At 68.0% G+C, this 20,427-nt stretch carries 19 protein-coding genes and 1 riboswitch; of the genes, 9 read left to right on the top strand and 10 right to left on the bottom strand.

The genetic code is table 11. From position 1 onward, the window contains the following. Nucleotides 1–99 precede the first annotated feature (99 nt). Both ABI214_RS24525 and ABI214_RS24520 read right to left on the bottom strand, forming a co-directional pair. Nucleotides 100–1,152 carry an NlpC/P60 family protein gene (locus ABI214_RS24525; protein ID WP_348605015.1) on the bottom strand — a complete coding sequence of 351 codons (1,053 nt, stop codon included), beginning with the start codon at nucleotides 1,150–1,152 and terminating at the stop codon, nucleotides 100–102. A gap of 231 nt (nucleotides 1,153–1,383) precedes the next feature. Beyond that, complete coding sequence (locus tag ABI214_RS24520; protein ID WP_348605014.1) at nucleotides 1,384–1,974, bottom strand: C40 family peptidase; 591 nt, start codon at nucleotides 1,972–1,974, stop codon at nucleotides 1,384–1,386. Between the two features lie 15 nt (nucleotides 1,975–1,989). Beyond that, a riboswitch (cyclic di-AMP (ydaO/yuaA leader) is annotated at nucleotides 1,990–2,155 on the bottom strand. A 386-nt stretch (nucleotides 2,156–2,541) separates the two neighbouring features. Here ABI214_RS24520 and ABI214_RS24515 point away from each other — a divergent pair. Continuing rightward, the gene (locus ABI214_RS24515; protein ID WP_408586428.1) at nucleotides 2,542–4,344 is read left to right on the top strand and encodes a DEDD exonuclease domain-containing protein; all 1,803 of its coding nucleotides are present in this window, start codon (nucleotides 2,542–2,544) and stop codon (nucleotides 4,342–4,344) included. Nucleotides 4,345–4,352: 8 nt separating this feature from the next. Then, nucleotides 4,353–4,628, top strand: coding sequence for an Lrp/AsnC family transcriptional regulator (locus ABI214_RS24510; RefSeq protein WP_280759017.1), 276 nt, complete (start codon nucleotides 4,353–4,355; stop codon nucleotides 4,626–4,628). A gap of 27 nt (nucleotides 4,629–4,655) precedes the next feature. Here the strand turns inward: ABI214_RS24510 and trpD are convergent, their stop codons facing one another. After that, a complete protein-coding gene (gene trpD / locus ABI214_RS24505) occupies nucleotides 4,656–5,750 on the bottom strand; it encodes an anthranilate phosphoribosyltransferase (protein WP_348605012.1) in 1,095 nt (364 codons plus the stop codon). 89 nt (nucleotides 5,751–5,839) lie between these two features. Then, nucleotides 5,840–6,286: a hypothetical protein gene (locus ABI214_RS24500; RefSeq protein WP_348605011.1), complete on the bottom strand. Its 447-nt coding sequence runs from the start codon at nucleotides 6,284–6,286 to the stop codon at nucleotides 5,840–5,842. A 126-nt stretch (nucleotides 6,287–6,412) separates the two neighbouring features. On the opposite strand from ABI214_RS24500, the gene ctaE reads away from it, so the two are divergent. The 4 genes from ctaE to qcrB all read left to right on the top strand — a co-directional run bounded on the left by ctaE (nucleotide 6,413) and on the right by qcrB (nucleotide 10,736). Beyond that, the gene (gene ctaE, locus ABI214_RS24495) at nucleotides 6,413–7,024 is read left to right on the top strand and encodes an aa3-type cytochrome oxidase subunit III (protein ID WP_348605010.1); all 612 of its coding nucleotides are present in this window, start codon (nucleotides 6,413–6,415) and stop codon (nucleotides 7,022–7,024) included. A 63-nt stretch (nucleotides 7,025–7,087) separates the two neighbouring features. Continuing rightward, nucleotides 7,088–7,960 carry a cytochrome bc1 complex diheme cytochrome c subunit gene (qcrC, locus tag ABI214_RS24490; protein ID WP_348605009.1) on the top strand — a complete coding sequence of 291 codons (873 nt, stop codon included), beginning with the start codon at nucleotides 7,088–7,090 and terminating at the stop codon, nucleotides 7,958–7,960. Then, nucleotides 7,957–9,093 carry a cytochrome bc1 complex Rieske iron-sulfur subunit gene (gene qcrA, locus ABI214_RS24485; RefSeq protein WP_348605008.1) on the top strand — a complete coding sequence of 379 codons (1,137 nt, stop codon included), beginning with the start codon at nucleotides 7,957–7,959 and terminating at the stop codon, nucleotides 9,091–9,093. Before qcrC ends, qcrA begins: the two co-directional genes overlap by 4 nt. Beyond that, entirely contained in the window at nucleotides 9,090–10,736 is a 1,647-nt protein-coding gene (qcrB, locus tag ABI214_RS24480; RefSeq protein ID WP_348605007.1) for a cytochrome bc1 complex cytochrome b subunit, read from the top strand. Before qcrA ends, qcrB begins: the two co-directional genes overlap by 4 nt. A gap of 114 nt (nucleotides 10,737–10,850) precedes the next feature. Here qcrB and ABI214_RS24475 read toward each other — a convergent pair whose 3' ends face one another. Then, entirely contained in the window at nucleotides 10,851–11,267 is a 417-nt protein-coding gene (locus tag ABI214_RS24475) for a DUF1214 domain-containing protein (RefSeq protein WP_348605006.1), read from the bottom strand. 412 nt (nucleotides 11,268–11,679) lie between these two features. Between ABI214_RS24475 and ABI214_RS24470 the strand changes: the two genes are divergently transcribed. Continuing rightward, complete coding sequence (locus tag ABI214_RS24470) at nucleotides 11,680–13,110, top strand: DUF1254 domain-containing protein (protein ID WP_348605005.1); 1,431 nt, start codon at nucleotides 11,680–11,682, stop codon at nucleotides 13,108–13,110. 77 nt (nucleotides 13,111–13,187) lie between these two features. Here ABI214_RS24470 and ABI214_RS24465 read toward each other — a convergent pair whose 3' ends face one another. After that, nucleotides 13,188–13,604 carry a cytochrome c oxidase subunit 4 gene (locus ABI214_RS24465; protein ID WP_348605004.1) on the bottom strand — a complete coding sequence of 139 codons (417 nt, stop codon included), beginning with the start codon at nucleotides 13,602–13,604 and terminating at the stop codon, nucleotides 13,188–13,190. Between the two features lie 36 nt (nucleotides 13,605–13,640). Next, the gene (ctaC, locus tag ABI214_RS24460) at nucleotides 13,641–14,705 is read right to left on the bottom strand and encodes an aa3-type cytochrome oxidase subunit II (RefSeq protein ID WP_348605003.1); all 1,065 of its coding nucleotides are present in this window, start codon (nucleotides 14,703–14,705) and stop codon (nucleotides 13,641–13,643) included. Nucleotides 14,706–15,007: 302 nt separating this feature from the next. Between ctaC and asnB the strand changes: the two genes are divergently transcribed. After that, a complete protein-coding gene (gene asnB, locus ABI214_RS24455) occupies nucleotides 15,008–16,933 on the top strand; it encodes an asparagine synthase (glutamine-hydrolyzing) (protein ID WP_348605002.1) in 1,926 nt (641 codons plus the stop codon). 75 nt (nucleotides 16,934–17,008) lie between these two features. On the opposite strand, the gene ABI214_RS24450 is transcribed toward asnB, so the two are convergent. The 3 genes from ABI214_RS24450 to ABI214_RS24440 all read right to left on the bottom strand — a co-directional run bounded on the left by ABI214_RS24450 (nucleotide 17,009) and on the right by ABI214_RS24440 (nucleotide 19,614). After that, the gene (locus ABI214_RS24450; protein ID WP_348605001.1) at nucleotides 17,009–17,983 is read right to left on the bottom strand and encodes a carbohydrate kinase family protein; all 975 of its coding nucleotides are present in this window, start codon (nucleotides 17,981–17,983) and stop codon (nucleotides 17,009–17,011) included. A 132-nt stretch (nucleotides 17,984–18,115) separates the two neighbouring features. Next, on the bottom strand, nucleotides 18,116–18,466 hold the full coding sequence (locus ABI214_RS24445) for a HesB/IscA family protein (protein WP_225020360.1): 351 nt from the start codon (nucleotides 18,464–18,466) through the stop codon (nucleotides 18,116–18,118). Nucleotides 18,467–18,525: 59 nt separating this feature from the next. Next, nucleotides 18,526–19,614 (bottom strand): glycerate kinase family protein, encoded by a 1,089-nt coding sequence (locus tag ABI214_RS24440; RefSeq protein WP_348605000.1) that lies wholly within the window; start codon nucleotides 19,612–19,614, stop codon nucleotides 18,526–18,528. Between the two features lie 108 nt (nucleotides 19,615–19,722). On the opposite strand from ABI214_RS24440, the gene ABI214_RS24435 reads away from it, so the two are divergent. Continuing rightward, nucleotides 19,723–20,403 (top strand): DUF3043 domain-containing protein, encoded by a 681-nt coding sequence (locus ABI214_RS24435; RefSeq protein WP_348604999.1) that lies wholly within the window; start codon nucleotides 19,723–19,725, stop codon nucleotides 20,401–20,403. Nucleotides 20,404–20,427 lie beyond the last annotated feature (24 nt).

Below are 20,427 nucleotides of genomic sequence, written 5' to 3'. Positions count from 1 at the left end.
GACACGACCGAAAGTGTAGGAGCCGGAAACGCGAAAGGGCCCGATACCCCTGGATATCGGGCCCATTCGCGGACCGTGTATCGGATCGACGCCGACGTTTCAGTAGCGACGCGCCCCGTAGAACGGCATCGACGCCATCGATTCGACCTTCACCGGCGTGCCGTACGTCGACGCGTGCAGGACGTTTCCGTCGCCCGCGTACAGGCCGACGTGCGACGCGTCGCTGTAGAACAGCACGACGTCGCCGGGCTGCAGCGCGCTCCGGTCGACGGGGATGCCACCCTGAGCCTGCGCCTGGCTCGACCGCGGCAAGGTCTTGCCGATCTGCCGGTACGCCCACACGACCAAGCCGGAGCAGTCGTAGGCGTCGGGTCCCGTCGCACCCCAGCTGTAGGGCTTGCCCACCTGGGTGAGACCCGCCTGCAGCGCGGCGGATCCGGATCCCGGGGTCAGGCCGGCCAGGATACGACCGGCGTCGAAGCCGGACGGGAACGACGTGCCGGCGAGCTGCGCCTGCTCGGCGCCGGTGAGCCGGTCGTACGCCGCAGTGACCGAGTCGATCTGCTTCTGCAGCTCGCTCTGCTTGCTCTGCAGCTCGTCGCTCACCACCTTGGCCTGCTCGGTGGCCGCGCGCGCCGTGTCCGCGGACACCCGCGACGCCTCCGCGGCCGCCTCGGCGTCGGTCGCAGCCGCCTTGAACTGCGAGACCGCCTTCGACGTCTCGTTCGAGATCGCGTCGAGCGCCGACATCTGGTCGAGGAGTTGCTGCGGCGAGTCACTGACCATCACCGCGAAGAGCCGGTTGGTGCGCGCGCCCTGGTAGCTGGCGGCCGCGAGTTTGTTCACCGTGGGCCGGAACTGATCCATCCGAGCCTGTGCGGCTGCGAGAGCATCTCGGTCACCCGCGAGGCGGGCTTCGGCGTCGCGCTGCGCCGTCTGCTTGCCGTCCAGGTCGATCTGCGCGTCGTGCAGGGCCTCGGTGGTGCGTTCGGATTCGCGCGACAGCTCGGCGAGCCGCTCCAATGCCTCGGTCGGGTTGTTCACGACGGGGTCTGCGCCGGCCGAGGCGGCGGGCAGTCCGACGAGGGTCAGGGAGAGGACTCCCGTCGCCAGGGCAGTACACATCGAGCGCTTCATCTTCTGCGAGGGCACAGCAGCGCGACTCTCCGTTTCTGGATTCGTCTCCACCACACAGACCGGCGATGGGTTCCGCAAGGTCTCGAACAGGTTACGGAATGGCATATGTCCGTGTCTACTTCGGAGTCGGACAAATCGCGCATCGTCGTGAATGCCACAAACCACGCACGAAAAACGCCCGCAAATGCACGCGGGGCGGTCCCGACCGATGTCGGAACCGCCCCGCCCGCAAGAACTCCTAGCGCATCACGCGTAACGACGCGCGCCGTCGAAGGGCATCGACGAGACCGGAGCCATCTTCACCGGCTGACCCGCGGTCGACGCGTGGATGACGTTGCCGTTACCGGCGTAGATGCCGGAGTGGCTGCCGCCGTAGAACGAGATCACGTCGCCGATCTGGAGAGCGTCGCGCGAGACCGGGACACCTGCGGCGGCCTGGTCGTAGCTGGTGCGCGGGAGGCTCAGGCCGACCTGCTTGTAGGCCCACTGCACCAGACCCGAGCAGTCGAACGCGTCCGGGCCGGCCGCGCCGTACACATAGGGGGCGCCGAGCTTGCTCTCGGCAGCCTTGAACGCCTTCTCCCCCACGCTCATCACGGGTGCGGCCACAGGAGCGGGCAGCGCAGCGGCACTTCCCGTGCCGATGCCCTGCGTCACGGACGCGATCGCGGCGTCCACCTGAGCCTGCGTGACACCGGGAACCTCGACGGTGCCGACACCCGGGACGTTGATCGCGTCGGCCAGCGCCGGCGCTGCGGTGACCGTGACCGCTCCGACGGCGAGAGCGCCGGCAACGGCTGCGCGTCGCGCGGAACGCTTGAAAGTAGATGACGCCACGAGAAAGGGAACTCCGTTTCTTCCGTTCGTCCGCCGACCGAGTTAGCTGACGGGTTCGGGCTGGGAAGATCAGCCCTACCCGCCGACACCGCTTGCGCGGCTTCGACGGGATTCACCCCAGAGAAACTTGGGTTCCCGGCACGTCGCCCCCGAGGAGGCTTCGATTAGGCGGGCCCAGCGATGCCGCTCCGGGTGGGGCGGCAGACTCCGCTAGGTCTCGAGAAGATTACGAAAGCGCATCCGTCATGTCGATTCCAACGCGCGGAATTCGCCGCGTTCGCCCGTTTTGTCCGCCTTCGGCGCGGATCGGGCGACGCGAGATCACGACCGGATAACAAGCGGTTCGGTTTCACCGCGCCCCGGGGCGCCCCGGCGACGCCGCGGCGATCGGGACCCGACCGGCCGCGGTCGGCGTCGGCACTGGTCACCACCACTTCCGCCCGCGCGCCCGGCGGATCCACACCGCACCGCCGGGCCGCTCCCGGAGTCCCGCACACGGCGTCGAAACCGCTCTCGCACAACAGAGATCGCGAACCCCGCAGGCGTGGACGCGAAAGTCGAATTGTGATGCTCGTCTCTTCCCCGCGAAACAGGGTCCAAGGGCCCTGTCGGTGGACGGCCCTAGTGTCTCGTGACGTGAGTTCACCGCGCACCGCCCGCTCGACCGACGACGGTCAACTGACCTTCGACGAACTGGATGCCCCGCTGCGCGACACCACTTTCGTCGTCGTCGACCTCGAGACCACCGGCGGCAGCGCCGATTCCGACGCCATCACCGAGATCGGGGCGGTCAAGGTCCGGGGCGGCGAGATCCTCGGCGAACTGGGCACCCTCGTCGACCCCGGACGAGCGATCCCGCCGTACATCGTGGAGATCACCGGCATCACGACGGCGATGGTGCGCGGGGCCCCGCGGATCGACACCGTCCTGCCGACCTTCCTCGAGTTCGCCCGCGGGGCGGTGCTGGTCGCCCACAACGCCGGATTCGACGTCGGCTTCCTCAAGGCCGCTGCCGCCCGCGCCGGGATCCCCTGGCCCCGTTTCCAAGTGCTCTGCACCGTCAAGCTCGCCCGCCGGGTGCTCAGCCGGGACGAGGCTCCCTCGGTGAAGCTGTCGGCGCTCGCGACGCTGTTCGGCGCCGACACGACGCCGACACACCGCGCCCTCGACGACGCCCGGGCCACCGTCGACGTCCTCCACGCCCTCATCGGCCGCGTCGGTAACCAGGGCGTGCACAGCCTGCCCGAACTCCTCGACTACCTGCCGCGCGTGTCGGCGGAGCAGCGCGCCAAGCGCACGCTCGCGAGCAATCTGCCCCGCACTCCGGGTGTCTATCTCTTCCGCGGGCCGTCCGACGAGGTGCTGTACGTCGGGACGGCCGTGGATCTGCGCCGGCGCGTCCGCACCTACTTCACCGGCTCCGAGACGCGCGGACGTATGAAGGAGATGGTCGCGCTCGCCACCCGGCTCGACCACGTCGAGTGCGCGCACGCACTCGAGGCCGGCGTTCGGGAGCTACGTCTGCTCAGCGCGCACGTGCCGCCGTACAACCGGCGATCGAAGTTCCCGATGCGCGGATGGTGGGTCACCCTCACCGCGGAGACGTTTCCGCGCCTCTCCGTGGTCCGTACGCCCACCGCGGACTCGCTGGGCCCGTTCCGGTCCCGGACCGACGCCACCGACGCGGCGCTGACCGTCGCCGAGTTCTGCGGACTGCGGACCTGTACGACGCGGATCGGGAAGGGACAGCGGCACGGACCGAAGTGCCCGCCCCGCGAGATCGGCGGCTGCCCCGCGGTCGCCGACGACGAGGAGGGGTACAGGATCGCCCCCGACCTCGCGCGGGCACTGATTCGGGGCGAGGACGACACGCCGCTGCGGCACATGCGCGCACGCGTCGAGGAGCTCGCGGCCGCCGAACTGTTCGAGAGCGCGGCCCGGTTGCGCGACCGCGGGGCGGCCCTCGGGCTCGCCCTGCGCCGCATGCAGCGCCTGGCGGCACTCGCCGCCGTCGACGAACTGATCGCCGCCCGCCGCGCCGCCGAGGGCGGCTGGGAGGTCGCCGTCATCCGTTCCGGACGCCTGGCGGCCGCCGGCGTCGCCCGGCGCGGCATTGCCCCCATGCCGGTCGTCGAGGCGCTGGTCGCATCCGCCCAGACCGTCCTGCCCGACGCGACGCCCCTGCGGGGCGCCTCGCCCGAGGAACTGGCGGTCATCGCCCGTTGGCTCGACGGCGACGGCGTGCGGATCGTCCGGACGAGCCACGGCTGGTGCGAGCCCGCCCACGGGGCCGGGTCCTGGGAGCCCTGGTGCACGCTCGCGCGGGCCGCGCAACCGCCTACTGTGTTGATCGAACGTCAGCACAGTTAAGGAGCGACATGATCAACGCGATCGTCCTGATCCACGCCGAGGCCGACCGGATCCCGGAGACCGCGCAGGCGGTGGCCGACCTCGACGGGGTGTCCGAGGTCTACTCGTGCGCAGGCGACATCGACCTGATCGCGATCGTGAAGGTCCGCGACCACGCGCAGATCGCGGAGGTCGTCACCGAGCGCATCAACAAGGTGGCGGGCGTCATCAAGACCGCGACCCACATCGCGTTCCAGTCGTACTCGAGCGCGGACGTCGAGGCGGCCTTCTCGATCGGCGAGTAGGACCGCCCCCGACCGCGCGTGCCGGGCTCAGCGGGGGGCGGCCGCCAGTTCGACGGTCAATGCCGCCCACCGCTCGAGCAGGGCCGCGGCCGCCCCGGAGTCGATCGCGTGGGCGGCCTTGGCCAAACCGGCGGTCAGCGACTCCTCCAGACCCTTCTCGAGGCCGTCGAAGGCGGCGATCGCGCCGGCCGCGTTCAGCAGCACCGCGTCGCGGACCGGGCCCGCGTCGCCGGCGAAGATCCCGCGCGCGACCCTGGCGTTGTCGGAGGCGTCACCGCCCCGCAGGGCGTCGAGCGACACCCGGGCGATACCGAGGTCGGTCGGATCCAGCTTCTGCATGGTGACGGCGCCCCCGGACACCACGTGCACGACGGACGTGGTCGACGTGGTCAGCTCGTCGAGGCCGTCGTCGCCCCGCACCACCAGCGCGGAGTTGCCGCGCTCGGCGAGGACGCCCGCGATCACCTCGATCAGGTCCTCGAATGCGCAGCCGATGAGTCCGGCGCGCGGGCGAGCCGGGTTGGTCAGCGGGCCGAGGACGTTGAACACCGTCGGGATACCGATCTCCTTGCGCGGCGCTCCCGCGAACCGCAACGCGGGGTGGAAGACTGGCGCGAAGCAGAAGCCGATGCCGACCTCCTCGACGCACCGCGCCACGTCCGCGGCACCGAGGTTGATGTGCACGCCGAGCGCCTCGAGCACGTCGGCGCCGCCGCTCTTCGACGACGCCGCTCGATTGCCGTGCTTGACCACGCGGATCCCGGACGCCGCGACCACGACGGACGCCATGGTCGAGATGTTGACGGTGTTCGACCGGTCGCCGCCGGTGCCGACGATGTCCACCACGTCGGGCGACACCGGCACCGTGCGGGCGTGCCCGAGCATCGAGTCGGCGAGACCGCGCAGTTCGGCGGGCGTCGGACCCTTCATCTTCAGGGCGACGCCGAACGCCGCGATCTGCGCCGACGTCGCGGCGTCGGACATGATCTCGTCCATCGCCCACGCCGTGTCGTCGGCGGTCAGGTCCCGGCCGTCGGTGAGGGCGCCGAGGATCGCGGGCCAGCTCCGGTCGACTGCGCCCGCCACTCGATCCGTGCCCTGCGCTACCGACTGCCGCACCATCGCGATCCCTTTCGCTTTCGCTGCCCGTTCACCCGGTACCCGGTGGGCACCGTCGCCCCGCAGCTTAGTGCGCGTGCGCGCGACGTTGATCACTCACTGGCCGCGGACGGCTGCAGCCCTTCCCAGCCCAGCGCGGTCCCGTCCAGTCGCTGGGCCAGCCCGGCCATGCGCGAGCGCTCCTGCGAACAGTGCAGGGCGTCGAGAACCTGCACCCGCTCGAGCCGCAGGAGCACGTTCGTGTCATCCGACGGCTCAGGATCACCGACGGGTCGGTATCCGTCCTGGGCCGCGATGTCGACTGCCTGCTCGACGGCGGCAGCCGGCAGTCGCAGATGATGTCGGAGGACGGCCTCGGCGTTGGGAATCCACGCGGGATCGCCCACCGCACCGCGCTCGAGCACCGTCGAACAGGCCTCCACGTCATCGAATCCGGACGCCACCACGATCAGGTCCGGACGGGCCCGATCGAGCGGCGCGGGCGAGCGCCTGGACAGAATTCCGCCTATCCAACGAGCGACACCACGCCTGAGTTCCATGTGCCTACTTTGTCACGTCCGCCGATGGCCGCCTCGACCGCAGCGGAATAGCCCCTGACCTGCATCGACGCGCCGAGGCAGGACCCGGGTGGCTTTCCTTTACGACGAAGCGTCATACTTCTCAGCGTGACGAGCGCAGTAGGGACTTCAGGATCGGCAATCACCCAGCGCGTGCACTCGCTGAACCGGCCAAACATGGTCAGCGTCGGCACCATCGTGTGGTTGTCAAGCGAGCTCATGTTCTTCGCAGGGCTCTTCGCCATGTATTTCGTTGCACGAGCACAGGCGAATGGGAACTGGCCACCGGAGCCGACCGAGCTCAATCTCGCATTGGCCGTGCCGGTCACTCTGGTGCTGATCGCGTCTTCCTTCACCTGCCAGATGGGTGTGTTCGCGGCAGAGAAGGGTGACGTCTTCGGTCTCCGGCGGTGGTACACGCTCACCCTCGCCATGGGCACGTTCTTCGTGCTCGGCCAGGGCTACGAGTACTACCACCTGGTGCACGAGGGCACGACGATCTCGAGCAGCGTGTACGGATCGGTCTTCTACATGACGACCGGCTTCCACGGCATGCACGTCATCGGCGGCCTGATCGCGTTCGTCTTCTTGATCGTCCGCACCAAGGTCAGCAAGTTCACGCCTGCACAGGCCACTGCGGCGATCGTCGTTTCGTACTACTGGCACTTCGTCGACATTGTGTGGATCGGCCTGTTCGCCACGATTTATTTCATCCGTTAGCCAGCTGAACGACCAGGCAGCCCCCTGACGCTTCAGTCGTCCCGACAGACCAAAGGGATACAGATGAGTTCATCCCCCCCTCCCGCAATCGAGGGTGACATGCCCAACCGCACGACAGCAGGTTCCGCCGCCAAGGCGCGCCGCCAGCGCAAGCTGCGCCGCCGCGTCACCGGCGCGCTGATCCTCATGCTGGGACTCGTGAGCGCCGGTTTCCTCGCCTCCGCACTGACGCCTGCGCCGCAGGTCGCCACCGCGAGCGACGATTCCGCAGCGCTGATCCGCGAAGGCAAGCAGCTCTACGACACCTCCTGCATCACGTGCCACGGCGCGAACCTGCAGGGTGTCCAGGACCGCGGCCCCAGCCTGATCGGTGTCGGCGAGGCAGCCGTGTACTTCCAGGTGTCGTCCGGTCGTATGCCGGCCGCCCGCAACGAGGCGCAGGCTTCCCGCAAGCCCGCCAAGTTCGACGCCCGCCAGACCGACGCCATCGGCGCCTACGTCCAGTCGCAGGGCGGCGGCCCGACCCTCGTCCGTGACGAGAACGGCGAGATCGCACAGTCGTCGCTGCGTGGCGGCGACGTCGCGCGCGGTAGCGAGCTGTTCCGCATGAACTGCGCGTCGTGCCACAACTTCACCGGACGCGGCGGCGCGCTGTCCTCCGGTAAGTACGCCCCCGTTCTGGATCCGGCCAGCGAGCAGCAGATCTATGCCGCCATGGTCACGGGCCCCCAGAACATGCCCAAGTTCTCCGACCGTCAGCTGACGCTCGAGGAGAAGAAGGACATCATCGCCTACGTCAAGCAGTCGGGCGAGACCAAGAGCCCGGGTGGTTACGGTCTCGGCGGCATCGGACCGGGGTCCGAGGGCCTCGCCATGTGGGTCATCGGCATCGTCGCTGTCGTCGGCGCAGCACTGTGGATCGGAGCAAGGTCATGAGCGACGCCGGCAGCGGCGGCACGCCGAAGAAGTACACGGACGACGAACTCGACCGGATGACCCGGGACGAACTCGTCGAGCTCGGTACCAATCTCGACGGCGTCGATGTGGCGTTCCAGAAGGATCGCTGGGCGGTCGAGGGCACCAAGGCCGAGAAGCGCGCCGAGCGCTCGGTGGCCTTCTGGTTCACCCTCGCCGGCATCTCGGCGATCGCCTTCATCGGCATCTTCCTGTTCTGGCCCTGGGAGTACGCGGGCGAGGGCGACGACACCTACTGGGCGTACAACCTGTACACCCCGCTGATCGGCTTCACCATGGGTCTCGCGATCCTCGGTGTCGGCGTCGGCGCGGTGAAGTTCACCAAGAAGTTCGTCCCCGAAGAGGTCTCGATCCAGGATCGCCACGACGGCGGTTCGGCCGAGGTCGACAAGCGGACCCTCGGGGCCCAGCTGACCGACACCCTCGACAAGTCGACGCTCGGCCGTCGCAAGATGATCAAGCGCAGCCTGATCTTCGGTGGCGGCGCTGTCGGCATCATGGCGGTCATGCCGCTCGGCGGCATGATCAAGAACCCGTGGGCCAAGGGCGACAACTCCCCGCTGTGGGTGTCCGGCTGGACCCCCCGCTACCCGGGCGAGACGATCTACCTGCGTCGCGACACCGGTCGTCCGCACGACATCGTGCTGGTGCGCCCCGAGGACCTCGACGCCGGCGGCATGGAGACGGTGTTCCCGTTCCGTGAGTCCGAGCGTGGCAATGACGAGGAGCTGTTCAAGGCGCTGCGCGGCATCCGCAACGCGGTCATGCTGATCCGTCTGCGCACTGTGGACGCCCAGCGGGCCGTCAAGCGCAAGGGCCAGGAGAGCTTCAACTACGGCGACTACATCGCCTACTCGAAGATCTGCACCCACCTCGGCTGCCCCACCTCGCTGTACGAGCAGCAGACCAACCGAATCCTGTGCCCCTGCCACCAGTCGCAGTTCGACGCGCTGCAGTACGGCAAGCCGATCTTCGGTCCCGCCGCTCGTGCTCTTCCGCAGCTGCCTATTACTGTGAACGAAGAGGGCTACCTCGTCGCCAACGGTGACTTCATCGAAGCCCTCGGCCCGGCATTTTGGGAGCGTCGACCGTGACCACTACCACTCCATCCAGAGTTGCCGCCCAAGCAGAGGCAGTCGACTCTCGCTACCATCTCGCGGCCGGTATGAAGCGGCAGATCAACAAGGTCTTCCCGACCCATTGGTCGTTCATGCTCGGCGAGATCGCGCTGTACAGCTTCATCATCCTGTTGATCTCGGGCGTGTACCTCACGCTGTTCTTCGACCCGTCGCTGGCCGAGGTCACCTACAACGGCGCATACGAGCCGCTCCGCGGCGTCGAGATGTCCCGCGCGTACGAGACCACGCTGAACATCTCCTTCGAGGTTCGCGGCGGTCTGTTCGTCCGGCAGATCCACCACTGGGCTGCGCTGATGTTCGCCGCGTCGATCATCGTGCACCTGCTGCGCATCTTCTTCACCGGCGCGTTCCGTCGCCCGCGTGAGGCGAACTGGGTCATCGGCTCGCTGCTGCTGATCCTGGCGATGTTCGAGGGCTTCTTCGGCTACTCGCTGCCTGACGACCTGCTGTCCGGTACCGGTCTGCGCGCCGCGCTGTCCGGCATCACCCTGAGTGTTCCGATCGCCGGCACCTGGCTGCACTGGCTGATCTTCGGCGGCGACTTCCCCGGCGAGCTGATCATCCCGCGTCTGTACGTCGCGCACGTGCTGCTGGTTCCGGGCATCCTGCTGGCCCTGATCGCCGCGCACCTCGCGCTGGTCTGGTACCAGAAGCACACGCAGTTCCCCGGCCCCGGCCGCACCGAGCAGAACGTCGTCGGCGTCCGGATCCTCCCGGTGTTCGCCCTCAAGGGCGGTGCGTTCTTCGCGTTCACGTTCGGCATCCTGGCCATCATGGGTGGCGTCCTGCAGATCAACCCGATCTGGAACATCGGCCCGTACAACCCGTCGCAGGTGTCGGCTGGTTCGCAGCCCGACTTCTACATGATGTGGACCGACGGCATGGCGCGTCTGTGGCCGGCGTGGGAGATCTACCTGTTCAACCGGTACACGATCCCCGCCGTGTTCGCTGTCGCGCTGATCATGGGCATCGTGTTCGCGCTGCTGATCGCCTACCCGTGGATCGAGAAGAAGTTCACGAAGGACGACGCGCACCACAACCTGCTGCAGCGTCCGCGTGACGTCCCGGTCCGCACCGGTATCGGCGCGATGGCCATCGCGTTCTACCTGGTGCTGACGATCTCCTGCGTCAACGACATCATCGCCTACCACCTGGACATCTCGCTCAACGCGATGACCTGGATCGGTCGTATCGGCATGGTCGTGCTGCCTCCGATCGCGTACTACGTGACCTACCGCTTCTGCCTGGGTCTGCAGCGCAGCGATCGCGCGGTGCTCGAGCACGGCATCGAGACCGGCATCATCAAGCGCCTGCCGCACGGTGAGTACGTCGAGATCCACCAGCCGCTCGGCCCGGTCGACGATCACGGCCACCCGATCCCGCTGGAGTACCAGGGTGCTGCGATCCCGAAGAAGATGAACAAGCTCGGTTCGGCCGGCAAGCCCGGTTCGGGCACCCTGCTCACGCCCGACCCGGTCGAGCAGAGCCAGGCGCTCGAGGCTGCGCACCACGCAGCCGAGCACGAGCAGCTGCAGATTCTCACGGAGTACCAGGACCGCGTCCGCGGAAACGGCTCCGGCGACGGCGAAGCGCACTAGTTCGCCGAGACCGACGAGGAAGGCCCCGAACCGATTCCGGTTCGGGGCCTTTCCCGTTCTCGGGGGCCTGGTGTGGGCGACCTCTCCCCCGTCACGTCCTGACGGGCGTGGGCCTCAGGCGACCAGAAAGTTCGGGTCGTCGCGGTTGGATTCGACGTCGGCGCTCATCTCGATCATGTAGTAGCCCTCGGCGTCCGGCACGAGTGTGCGGTCCCCCCGACTGTGCCGGTTGATCGCGTTGTGCGCCACGAGCCGATTGTCGGTGCCGTACACGGTGAACGACCAGAACTCACCGACGTCGGGAGCAAGGAACCGGGCTCGGTACTTCTTTCCACCGGAAGCGTTGACGGGCAGACCGTCGGATCCTGTCTCGACTTTCATGTACACGGATTCCACCGGGGGCAGACCCCACTGGCCGAGGTACGTGCCCTCCGCGAACAGATCCCGCGCACCGTCCTGCAGAGCCTCCCCGGTGCCGAGCAACTTTCCGGCGCTCGTCAACGTCGGCGCGAGATCGACGAGGTGCTGCATACCGAGCTTCTCGCCGCGTGCGGCGGCCTCGAGCTGTTCATCGGTGAACTCGGTTCGCCCGGACCCCAGCCCGACGGTCCGATACTTGTCGAGCCATGCCGAGTCGGCGTCTCGTACAGAAACTTGTAGACCTCGTCCATCGAGTACGCGTACAGGTATGCGTCCCTGGCCAACTCGTCGGAAATCCCGGTGGTCTTCACACGGTCATCCTTCCGTCGTCCAGCACGACCTTGCCCACGTGTCATTACGCCATTGGTGACCTTGCCGACAATCGCATGGTGCGGTACGGATCTCGAGCACGACACGCCTGCATCGCTCGACCCTCGAGGATCACCCCGCTCGGGTGCTGGTGCGGCCCCCGGCGGCGTGACTTATCCTCACGGCTACCGACCACGTCGTGCAGGAGGCAGTTTTGAACGATCACAACAACGCACTCACTCCCGAATCCTTCGGAATCAGCGTCCCGGACCGGATCGAGACGCCGGTTGGCTCCTTCGACTTCTTCGACGGTGTGCCGTTTCCCGAGACGACCCGCAACCTGTACGACGGCCTCGACTTCCTCCGCGGGGTCGAGGCCTTCCTCAACGCGATGCCGGGTGCGTCTCTGGTCGCGATGCGCAAGGGATTTCGCAGCGTCGGCATCGACGGGCTGCACATGCTGGCGTACACCGATCCCCGCGCGAACTCGGGGGGTTTCTTCCTCACCCCGAACACCGAGACCACCTACGGGTCGATGTTCATCGACCTGCGCGACGGCCCGGTGGTGATCGAGCCGCCGAAGGAGTCGTTGTGTGTGGTCGATGACTTCTGGTTCCGCTACGTGGCCGACATGGGGATCGCCGGACCGGACAAGGGTGCGGGCGGCAAGTACCTGTTCCTGCCGCCCGGATACGAGGGCGACGAGCCCGACGGCTACTTCGTCTACCGGCCGCCGACCTACACGAACTGGGTTGTGTTCCGCGCCCTCGGCGGTGTCGAGGCGATGCGGCAGACCCGCGTCTACCGGCTCGCGGACGCACAGAACCCGCCGGACCTCACGTTCGTCAACATCGCGGACAAGAAGTTCAACACCGTGCACGCCAACGACTTCTCGTTCTTCGAGGAGGTCGCCGAACTGGTCGATGAGGAGCCGGCCGACTCGCTCGACCCCGAGCGGGCCGGACAGCTCGCCGCGATCGGCATTCAGCACGGTCGGAAGTTCGCCCCGGACGAGCGACTGCGCGGCATCCTCGACTCGGCGGCGAAGACGGCCGCCGGCATGAGCCGCGCGCTCGTCTATTCCCCCCGCAATCCGGACAGCTTCGTCTTCGAGGGGTCGTCGTGGAAGGAGGCGTTCGTCGGCGGTAGCTACGAGTTCCTCGACCGGAACGCGCGACTGCTCGATGCGCGCGCCCAGTTCCACTACTTCGCCACCGTGATCACCCCGGCGATGGCGCACGCGCAGGTCGGTGCCGGGTCCGCCTACGCCTACACGGCGGAGGACTCCGCCGGGCGGATCCTCGACGGCGGCAAGACCTATCGGCTCGTTCTGCCGCCGAACCCACCGGCAAAGAACTTCTGGTCCGTCGACGTGTACGACACGCAGACCCGGTCGCTGCTGCAGACGGACAACCCCTATCCGAGCCTGATGAGCCTGTCCGGCACGGTCGAGGCCGAGGACGACGGGTCGATCGTGCTGTGGTTCGGGCCGGCCGCGCCTGCGGGCAAGGAGGCCAACTGGATCCAGACGGTTCGGAACAAGAGTTGGTTCCCGATTCTCCGCCTGTACGGCCCGCTCGAACCGTGGTTCGACAAGACCTGGCAGCCGAGCGAGCTCGAACGGATCGACATCCCCCGGGCCTGATCCCGACAGCGAAACCGTCGAAGGCGCCGAACCCCTCGCGGGATTCGGCGCCTTCGACGGTTGTGGTCGAGCGAGAGCTAGTGCTTCTCGGGTCCGAGGTGGTACTCGAAGACCAGTCCGGCAGAGGCGGTGAGGACCAGCACCACTGCGATGACGATCATCCACGGCTGGAAGAAGGCCAGCGAGATCGCGGCGAACGCGGCGGCACCGGCCAGCAGGATGGGCCAGAAGCTACCCGGGCTGAAGAAGCCCAGATCGCCGGAGCCGTCGGAGATCTCCGCCTCCTCGTAGTCCTCGGGGCGGGTGTCGAGACGACGCGCCACGAACCGGAAGTACGTTCCGACGATGAGGCTCAGACCCGCCGACAGGACGATCGCGGTCAGGCCGGCCCACTCGATTCCGGTGCGCGACATGGCGGTGAAGACGCCGTAGACGATCGCAACGAGAATGAAGAACACCGTCAGGATCTCGAAGAGCTTGGCTTCGATCTTCATATCAGTTCTTGTCCTTGGTCAGGGGTGCTCGGGCGGTCAGTTGCCGCTGGCCGATGCCTCGCGCACGGTGCGGTCGGTGTGGAACGGCGAGGTCGAAGTCGCGGTCGGCGACTCACCGATCGACGCCAGTGCCTCGGCAGTGTTCAGGCCCTTGCCGCCTTCCTCGACGGACTTGCGAGCCTCGATGTACTTCTCGAACTTCTCGGGGGTCACGGCGCGGACCTCGAAGTTCATCATCGCGTGGAACGTGCCGCACATCTCGGCGCAACGGCCCACGAACGCGCCTTCCTTCTCGATCTCACTGATCTGGAAGACGTTGTCCGAGTGGTTCTCCTTCGGGTTCGGGTTCACGTCACGCTTGAACAGGAACTCCGGAACCCAGAAGGAGTGAATGACGTCCGAGGACGCGAGCTGGAACTCGATGCGCTTGCCGGTCGGGAGAACGAGGATCGGAACCTCGTTGCTGGAGCCGACGGTCTCGATCTTGTCGTAGTGCAGGTAGGACAGGTCCTGCGTGTTCTTGCCGTGGATCGGGCCGACCTTCTCCTTGCCGTGCTCGTCGACGCCCTCCGGCTTCGACGCGGCAAGTGCGGCCGCGGTGGCCTCCTCGTCGGTGCCCTCGTACTTGGCGGCGCCGTTGCCGAGGTCGATGGTGCGGTAGCCGAACTTCCAGTTCCACTGGTACGCCGTGACATCCACGACGACGTTCGGGTTGTCCTTCTTCTCGGTCACGTAGTTCTGGACGACCACGGTGAAGTAGAAGAGCACAGCGATGATCACGAACGGTACGGCCGTGTAGAAGAGCTCCAGCGGCACGTTGTATGCCGTCTGACGCGGGAACTCGGGCGAGTCCTTCTTCTTACGGTGGAAGACGACCACCCAGAAGGTGAGGCCCCACACGATGACACCCATGACGAGGGCGGCGATGACCGACCACGTCCACAGTTCGCGCATACGTTCGGCCTGCGGGGTAACTCCCGATGGCCACCCGAAGCGAAGCACCGAATTGTCGATTGAACAACCCGACAGCAGCATGGCAGCTATGCCCAGAGATGCTGCCAGCCCGGCTCGCCGAAGGATCCGACCTTGCGCCACGTTCACGCCTTCCTGATCGCCGCAATTCCACTAGGGCACACCCGAAGGGAAGGCCCAATTACTACGCAGCGTAGACCAAAGGCGCCGATCCTCCACTGTCGGGTGGGCGCACGTGTTGCAGTCGGGACCAACGACCCTCCAACGTACGCGCCCCACCTGGGATTCAGCTGAGATCGCGACGCACACGCGCGGTCCGCCGACGGTCCCTGCGCGGAAACTGCGGCATACTTCCTTGGGGAATTCGCCGTCCGCAACGGGGCGGTCGTGTCCCGACCGACAATCGACTCTGAATCGAGGTACTGGACGCTGTGTGCGGACTGCTCGGACTACTCACCACCGACGGCACCAGCGACGACGCTGTCGCTCGCGTCGATGCGGCCATGCACTGCCTGCGCCACCGTGGCCCCGACGAGCACGGGACATGGCACGACGACGACCTGATCTTCGGCTTCAACCGGCTGTCGATCATCGACCTCGAGCACTCGCACCAGCCGCTGCGCTGGGGACCGCCGGAGAACCCGGAGCGCTACGCGCTCACCTTCAACGGCGAGATCTACAACTATCTCGAGGTCCGCGCCGAGCTCGCGAAGGATCACGGCGCCCAGTTCCGCACCGAGGGTGACAGCGAGGCCATCGTCGCCGCGTACCACTACTGGGGCGCCGACGCGGTCCGCCGGCTGCGCGGCATGTTCGCGTTCGCGGTGTGGGACACCGAGACCCGCGAGCTGTTCGTGGCCCGCGACCCGTTCGGGATCAAGCCGCTGTTCATCGCGACCGGAACGAACGGCACCGCGTTCGGCAGCGAGAAGAAGAGCCTGCTCGAGCTGGCCGACGTCATCGGCATCGATACCGACCTCGATCCGCGCGCGATCGAGCACTACACGGTCCTGCAGTACGTGCCCGAACCGGAGACGCTGCACGCGCAGATCGGTCGGCTCGAGTCCGGCTCCTACGCACGACTGGCGCCGGGCAAAGCGCCCGAGGTGACCCGCTACTTCACGCCGAAGTTCCCGGCCGTGCCGTTTGCCGCCGGCAGCGAACAGGCCCGCTATCGCGAGATCGCGGAGGCGCTCGAGGACTCGGTCGCCAAGCACATGCGCGCCGACGTCACCGTGGGCTCGTTCCTCTCGGGCGGCATCGACTCGACCGCGATCGCGGCGCTCGCGATGCGGCACAACCCGAACCTGATCACGTTCACCACCGGTTTCGAGCGGGAGGGCTACTCCGAGGTCGACGTCGCCGCGGAGTCCGCGGCCGCGATCGGCGCCCGGCACGTGGTCAAGGTGGTCTCCCCCGCCGAATTCGCGGCCGCGATCCCCGAGATCATCTGGTACCTGGACGATCCGGTCGCCGACCCGGCACTGGTGCCGCTGTGGTTTGTCGCGAAGGAAGCCCGCAAGCACGTCAAGGTGGTCCTATCAGGCGAGGGCGCGGACGAGCTGTTCGGCGGCTACACGATCTACCGCGAACCGCTGTCGCTCAAACCGTTCGAGTACCTGCCGGCGCCGCTGCGCCGGGCCGCCGGCCGGCTCTCCGATCGGATCCCGGAAGGCACCCGAGGCAAGAGCCTGCTGCACCGCGGCTCGATGACGCTCGAGGATCGCTACTACGGCAATGCGCGCAGCTTCAGCGACGCCCAACTGCGGGCGGTGCTGCGCGACTTCCGCCCCGAGTGGACACACCAGGACGTGACGGCACCGATCTACGCGCAGTCCCGGGACTGGGACCCGGTGGCGCGCATGCAGCACCTGGACCTGTTCACCTGGATGCGCGGAGACATCCTGGTCAAGGCCGACAAGATGACGATGGCGAACTCGCTCGAGCTGCGCGTGCCATTCCTCGACCCCGAGGTCTTCGACGTCGCGTCGCGGGTGCCGCTGGATCAGAAGATCACGAAGGACACCACCAAGTACGCGCTGCGACAGGCGCTCGAGGGCATCGTCCCGGCGCACGTGCTGCACCGCGCGAAGCTGGGCTTCCCGGTTCCGCTGCGGCACTGGCTGCGCGGCACCGAACTGTTCGACTGGGCGCACCAGCAGATCGCCGAGTCCGGCACCGACCACATCTTCGACAAGGCCGCGGTCACGCGGATGCTGAACGAGCATCGCGAGGGCACGTCGGATCACAGCCGCCGCCTCTGGACGGTCCTGTGCTTCATGGTGTGGCACGGCATCTTCGTCGAGAAGCGCATCGTGCCGCAGATCCAGGAGCCGGTGTACCCCGTCAGCCTCTGACGGCGGGAACCACCGCCGAGACGACTCCGCCCGGATTCCTTCTCGAGGAATCCGGGCGGACGTGTCTGCGACGGGCTACGGCAGCAGCGTGGCGATCTCGGCGGCGGCGTCCTTGCCGTACGCCTCGGTGAGGCGCTTGATCGCGTCGTCGCGCTGGAACGTCCATTCCTGGGTGCCGACGGTCTCGAGGACGTACACGGCGACCAGCGAGCCGAGCTGCGCGGAGCGCTCGAGGCTCAGGCCCGCGGAGTGCGCGAGCAGGAAGCCGGCGCGGAACGCGTCGCCGACACCGGTGGGGTCGACCTTGCCGCGCTCGGGCACGACGCCGACGCGGACCCAGTTGCCGTCGCCGTCGACGATCTCGACGCCCTTCGCACCGAGCGTGGTGACCCGCAGCCCGACCTGGGCGCGGATCTCCTCCTCCGACAGGCCGGTCTTCTGCTGCAGCAGGCCCCACTCGTACTCGTTGGTGAACAGGTACTTGGCGCCATCGATGAGCTTCTTGGCGTCGTCGCCGGACAGCCGCGCGAGCTGCTGGGACGGGTCCGCCGCGAACGGGATGCCGAGCAGGCGGCACTCGTCGGTGTGACGAACCATGGCGTCGGGGTCGTTGGCGCCGATCAGCACGAGGTCCAGGTCACCGGTCTCCTTCGACAGCGCCGCGAGCTCGATCTCGCGCGCCTCGCTCATCGCACCCGGGTAGAACGACGCGATCTGCGCCATGTCGTCGTCGGTGGTGCACACGAATCGGGCGGTGTACGCGGCGTCGGAGACCCGCACCCCGCGGCAGTCGACCCCGTTGGACTCGAGCCACGTGCGGTACTCGGCGAAGTCCATGCCCGCCGCACCGACCAGCAGCGGCGAGCCACCGAGCACACCCATCGCGTAGGCGATGTTGCCGCCGACGCCACCGCGGCGGATCACGAGGTCGTCGACCAGGAAGCTCAGCGAGATGTGCGCGAGCTGATCGGCGAGCAACTGGTCGGCGAAGCGGCCCGGGAACCGCATCAGGTGGTCGGTGGCGATGGAACCGGTAACCGCAATAGTCACGCGCGGGTGCCTTTCAGCTCTGGGTGGACGGTGAATGGGGTGCGCAGACAACGGTGCGCAACGCAGTCTGACGCGGAGCCCGCCGGTGAGGCAGACTCCGCGTCAGCGTGCGTCAAGAAGGTTGTACGGGACTCAGTTGAACGAGTCGCCGCAGGCGCAGGACCCGGTGGCGTTCGGGTTGTCGATCGTGAAGCCCTGCTTCTCGATGGTGTCGACGAAGTCGATGGAGGCGCCCTCGACGTAGGGAGCGCTCATCCGGTCGACGGCGAGGTTGACGCCACCGAAGTCGACGACGAGGTCACCGTCGAGGCTGCGGTCGTCGAAGAACAGCTGATACCGCAGGCCGGCACAGCCACCGGGCTGCACGGCGATGCGCAGCGCAAGGTCGTCGCGTCCCTCCTGATCGAGCAGCGCCTTCGCCTTCGCGGACGCAGTCTCGGTCATCGTGACGCCGTGAGTGGCGGTCTCGTTCTGCACAGTCATGGGCTCTCCCTGTCGCTCGTGCCAAACCCGTGATCGCTTCAACGGTACTCTGCGTCCCGCTATTCCTCACGTGTCGGGCCATCCAGTGCGAACCCCGACGCACCCCGCCAGCCACCTGCGACGGACGACGTCAGCGCCTCCAGCCGCGACGCCGCCTCCGCCATGGCCCGGTCGACCGATCCGGCGAAGTCCGCGACCGAGAACGTCGCCACGATGCCGGCCGCCCGGACCGACTCCCGGTCGACGGCGACCTGGCCGGCGATCACGACGGTCGGCACCCCGCCGTGGGCGGCGGCCCCGGCGAGCGCCGTGACGAGCTTGCCGCGCAGCGACTGGTGGTCGAACTTCCCCTCGCCGGTGATCACGATGTCCGACGCCGCCACCTGCGCGGCCTGGCCCGTGCACCGCGCGACGACGGACGCGCCCGATTCCCGGACCGCCCCCAGCGCGAGCAGGGCGGCTCCGAGCCCACCCGCGGCGCCCGCCCCGTCGAGGTCGGCGACGTCGCGACCGCACGCCGCCCGCAGCTCGGCTGCCCAGGCGGCGTTGCGCTGCTCGAGCACCTCGATCGCGGCGTCGTCGGCACCCTTCTGCGGTCCGAAGATCCGCGCGGCGCCGTGCTCGCCGAGTAGCGGGTGCTCGACGTCGGTCGCCGCGACCAGGTCGATCCCGTCGAGTCGTGTCCGAGCCCGGTCGAGGCCGCCGAGCGCGGCGACCATGCCACGGCCGCCGTCGGTGCAGCAGCTGCCGCCGAGTCCGACCACGATCCGCCGCGCGCCCGCGTCGACGGCCGCGGCCACCAACTGCCCCACCCCGCGACTGTGGGCGCCGAGCGCCGTCTCCGGCGTGGGCGGGCCGCCGAGGAGTCCCAGCCCGACGGCCTGCGCCGATTCGACGTACGCGACGCCGTCGGCGAGCACCCAGCGCGCGTCGGTGGCGCGGCCCAGCGGTCCGTCGACCCGTGTGGTGCGCAGACCGCCGACCGTGCCGGAAATCACGTCGACGAATCCGGGACCGCCGTCGGACTGCGGGGCCAGGACGATGTCGTCGTCCGGCCTCGCGGCCAACCATCCCGCGGCCATCGCGGCGGCCGCCTCTACCGCAGTGAGGGTTTCGCCGAACGAGTCGGGGGCGATCAGCACACGCATCAGCGCAGTGTATGGCGGCCACTCGACCTCGGCATTTCGATCCCCGGCCTGGAGGTTCGACGCGTGGTCGGTTTCGCCAGGACGTCGGTTATCCCATAGCCTGGAGGCGTGAAGCTGCTACGCCGAGGCGACTCCGACAATTCCGACAAGCGCGACGTCGAGGTCATCGAGTCCACCGCGGAGACCACCACTGGGGCGTCCGGGACGACCGAGACCGGCGCAGCATCGACGCCGGGCAAGGGCCGTCCCACCCCCAAGCGCCGCGAGGCCGAGGCCAAGCGCCGCGGCCCGATCGCGCCCGCACCGCTCACCGCCAAGGAGGCGCGCGCCCGCCGCAAGTCGACGCGCGGTTCCAAGGAGGAGCGCAAGGCAGAGGCCGCCGTCCGTCGAGCCGAGTCGGCCGACCGTCGCGCCCGCATGCTCGCCGGCGAGGACAAGTACCTGCTGCCGCGTGACAAGGGTCCGGTCCGCGCCTACGTGCGCGACCTCGTCGACAGCCGCCGCAACCTGGTCGGACTGTTCATGCCGCTGGCGCTGATCCTGATCATGGCGATGTTCCTCAGCCCCGTCATCCAGAGCTTCGTCACGCTCGGCATGCTCGTGATGATGCTGTTCATGGCCGGCGAGGGCTACTTCCTCGGCCGGATGATCAACAACCGCGTCCGCGAGCGTTTCCCGGACTCGACCGACGGCGGCTTCCGGCTCGGCTGGTACGCGTTCGTGCGTGCGTCGCAGATCCGCAAGATGCGCGCCCCCAAGCCGCGCGTGGGTCCCGGCGACGCCGTCTGACCGTCTCTTCCATCGGGCCGGTCC

It is taken from the genome of Prescottella soli (assembly GCF_040024445.1).
GTDB classification, from domain to species: Bacteria; Actinomycetota; Actinomycetes; order Mycobacteriales; family Mycobacteriaceae; genus Prescottella; species Prescottella soli.
The sequence above is the reverse complement of the archived record's forward strand: the minus strand, read 5'-3'. Positions and strand labels throughout refer to the sequence as shown.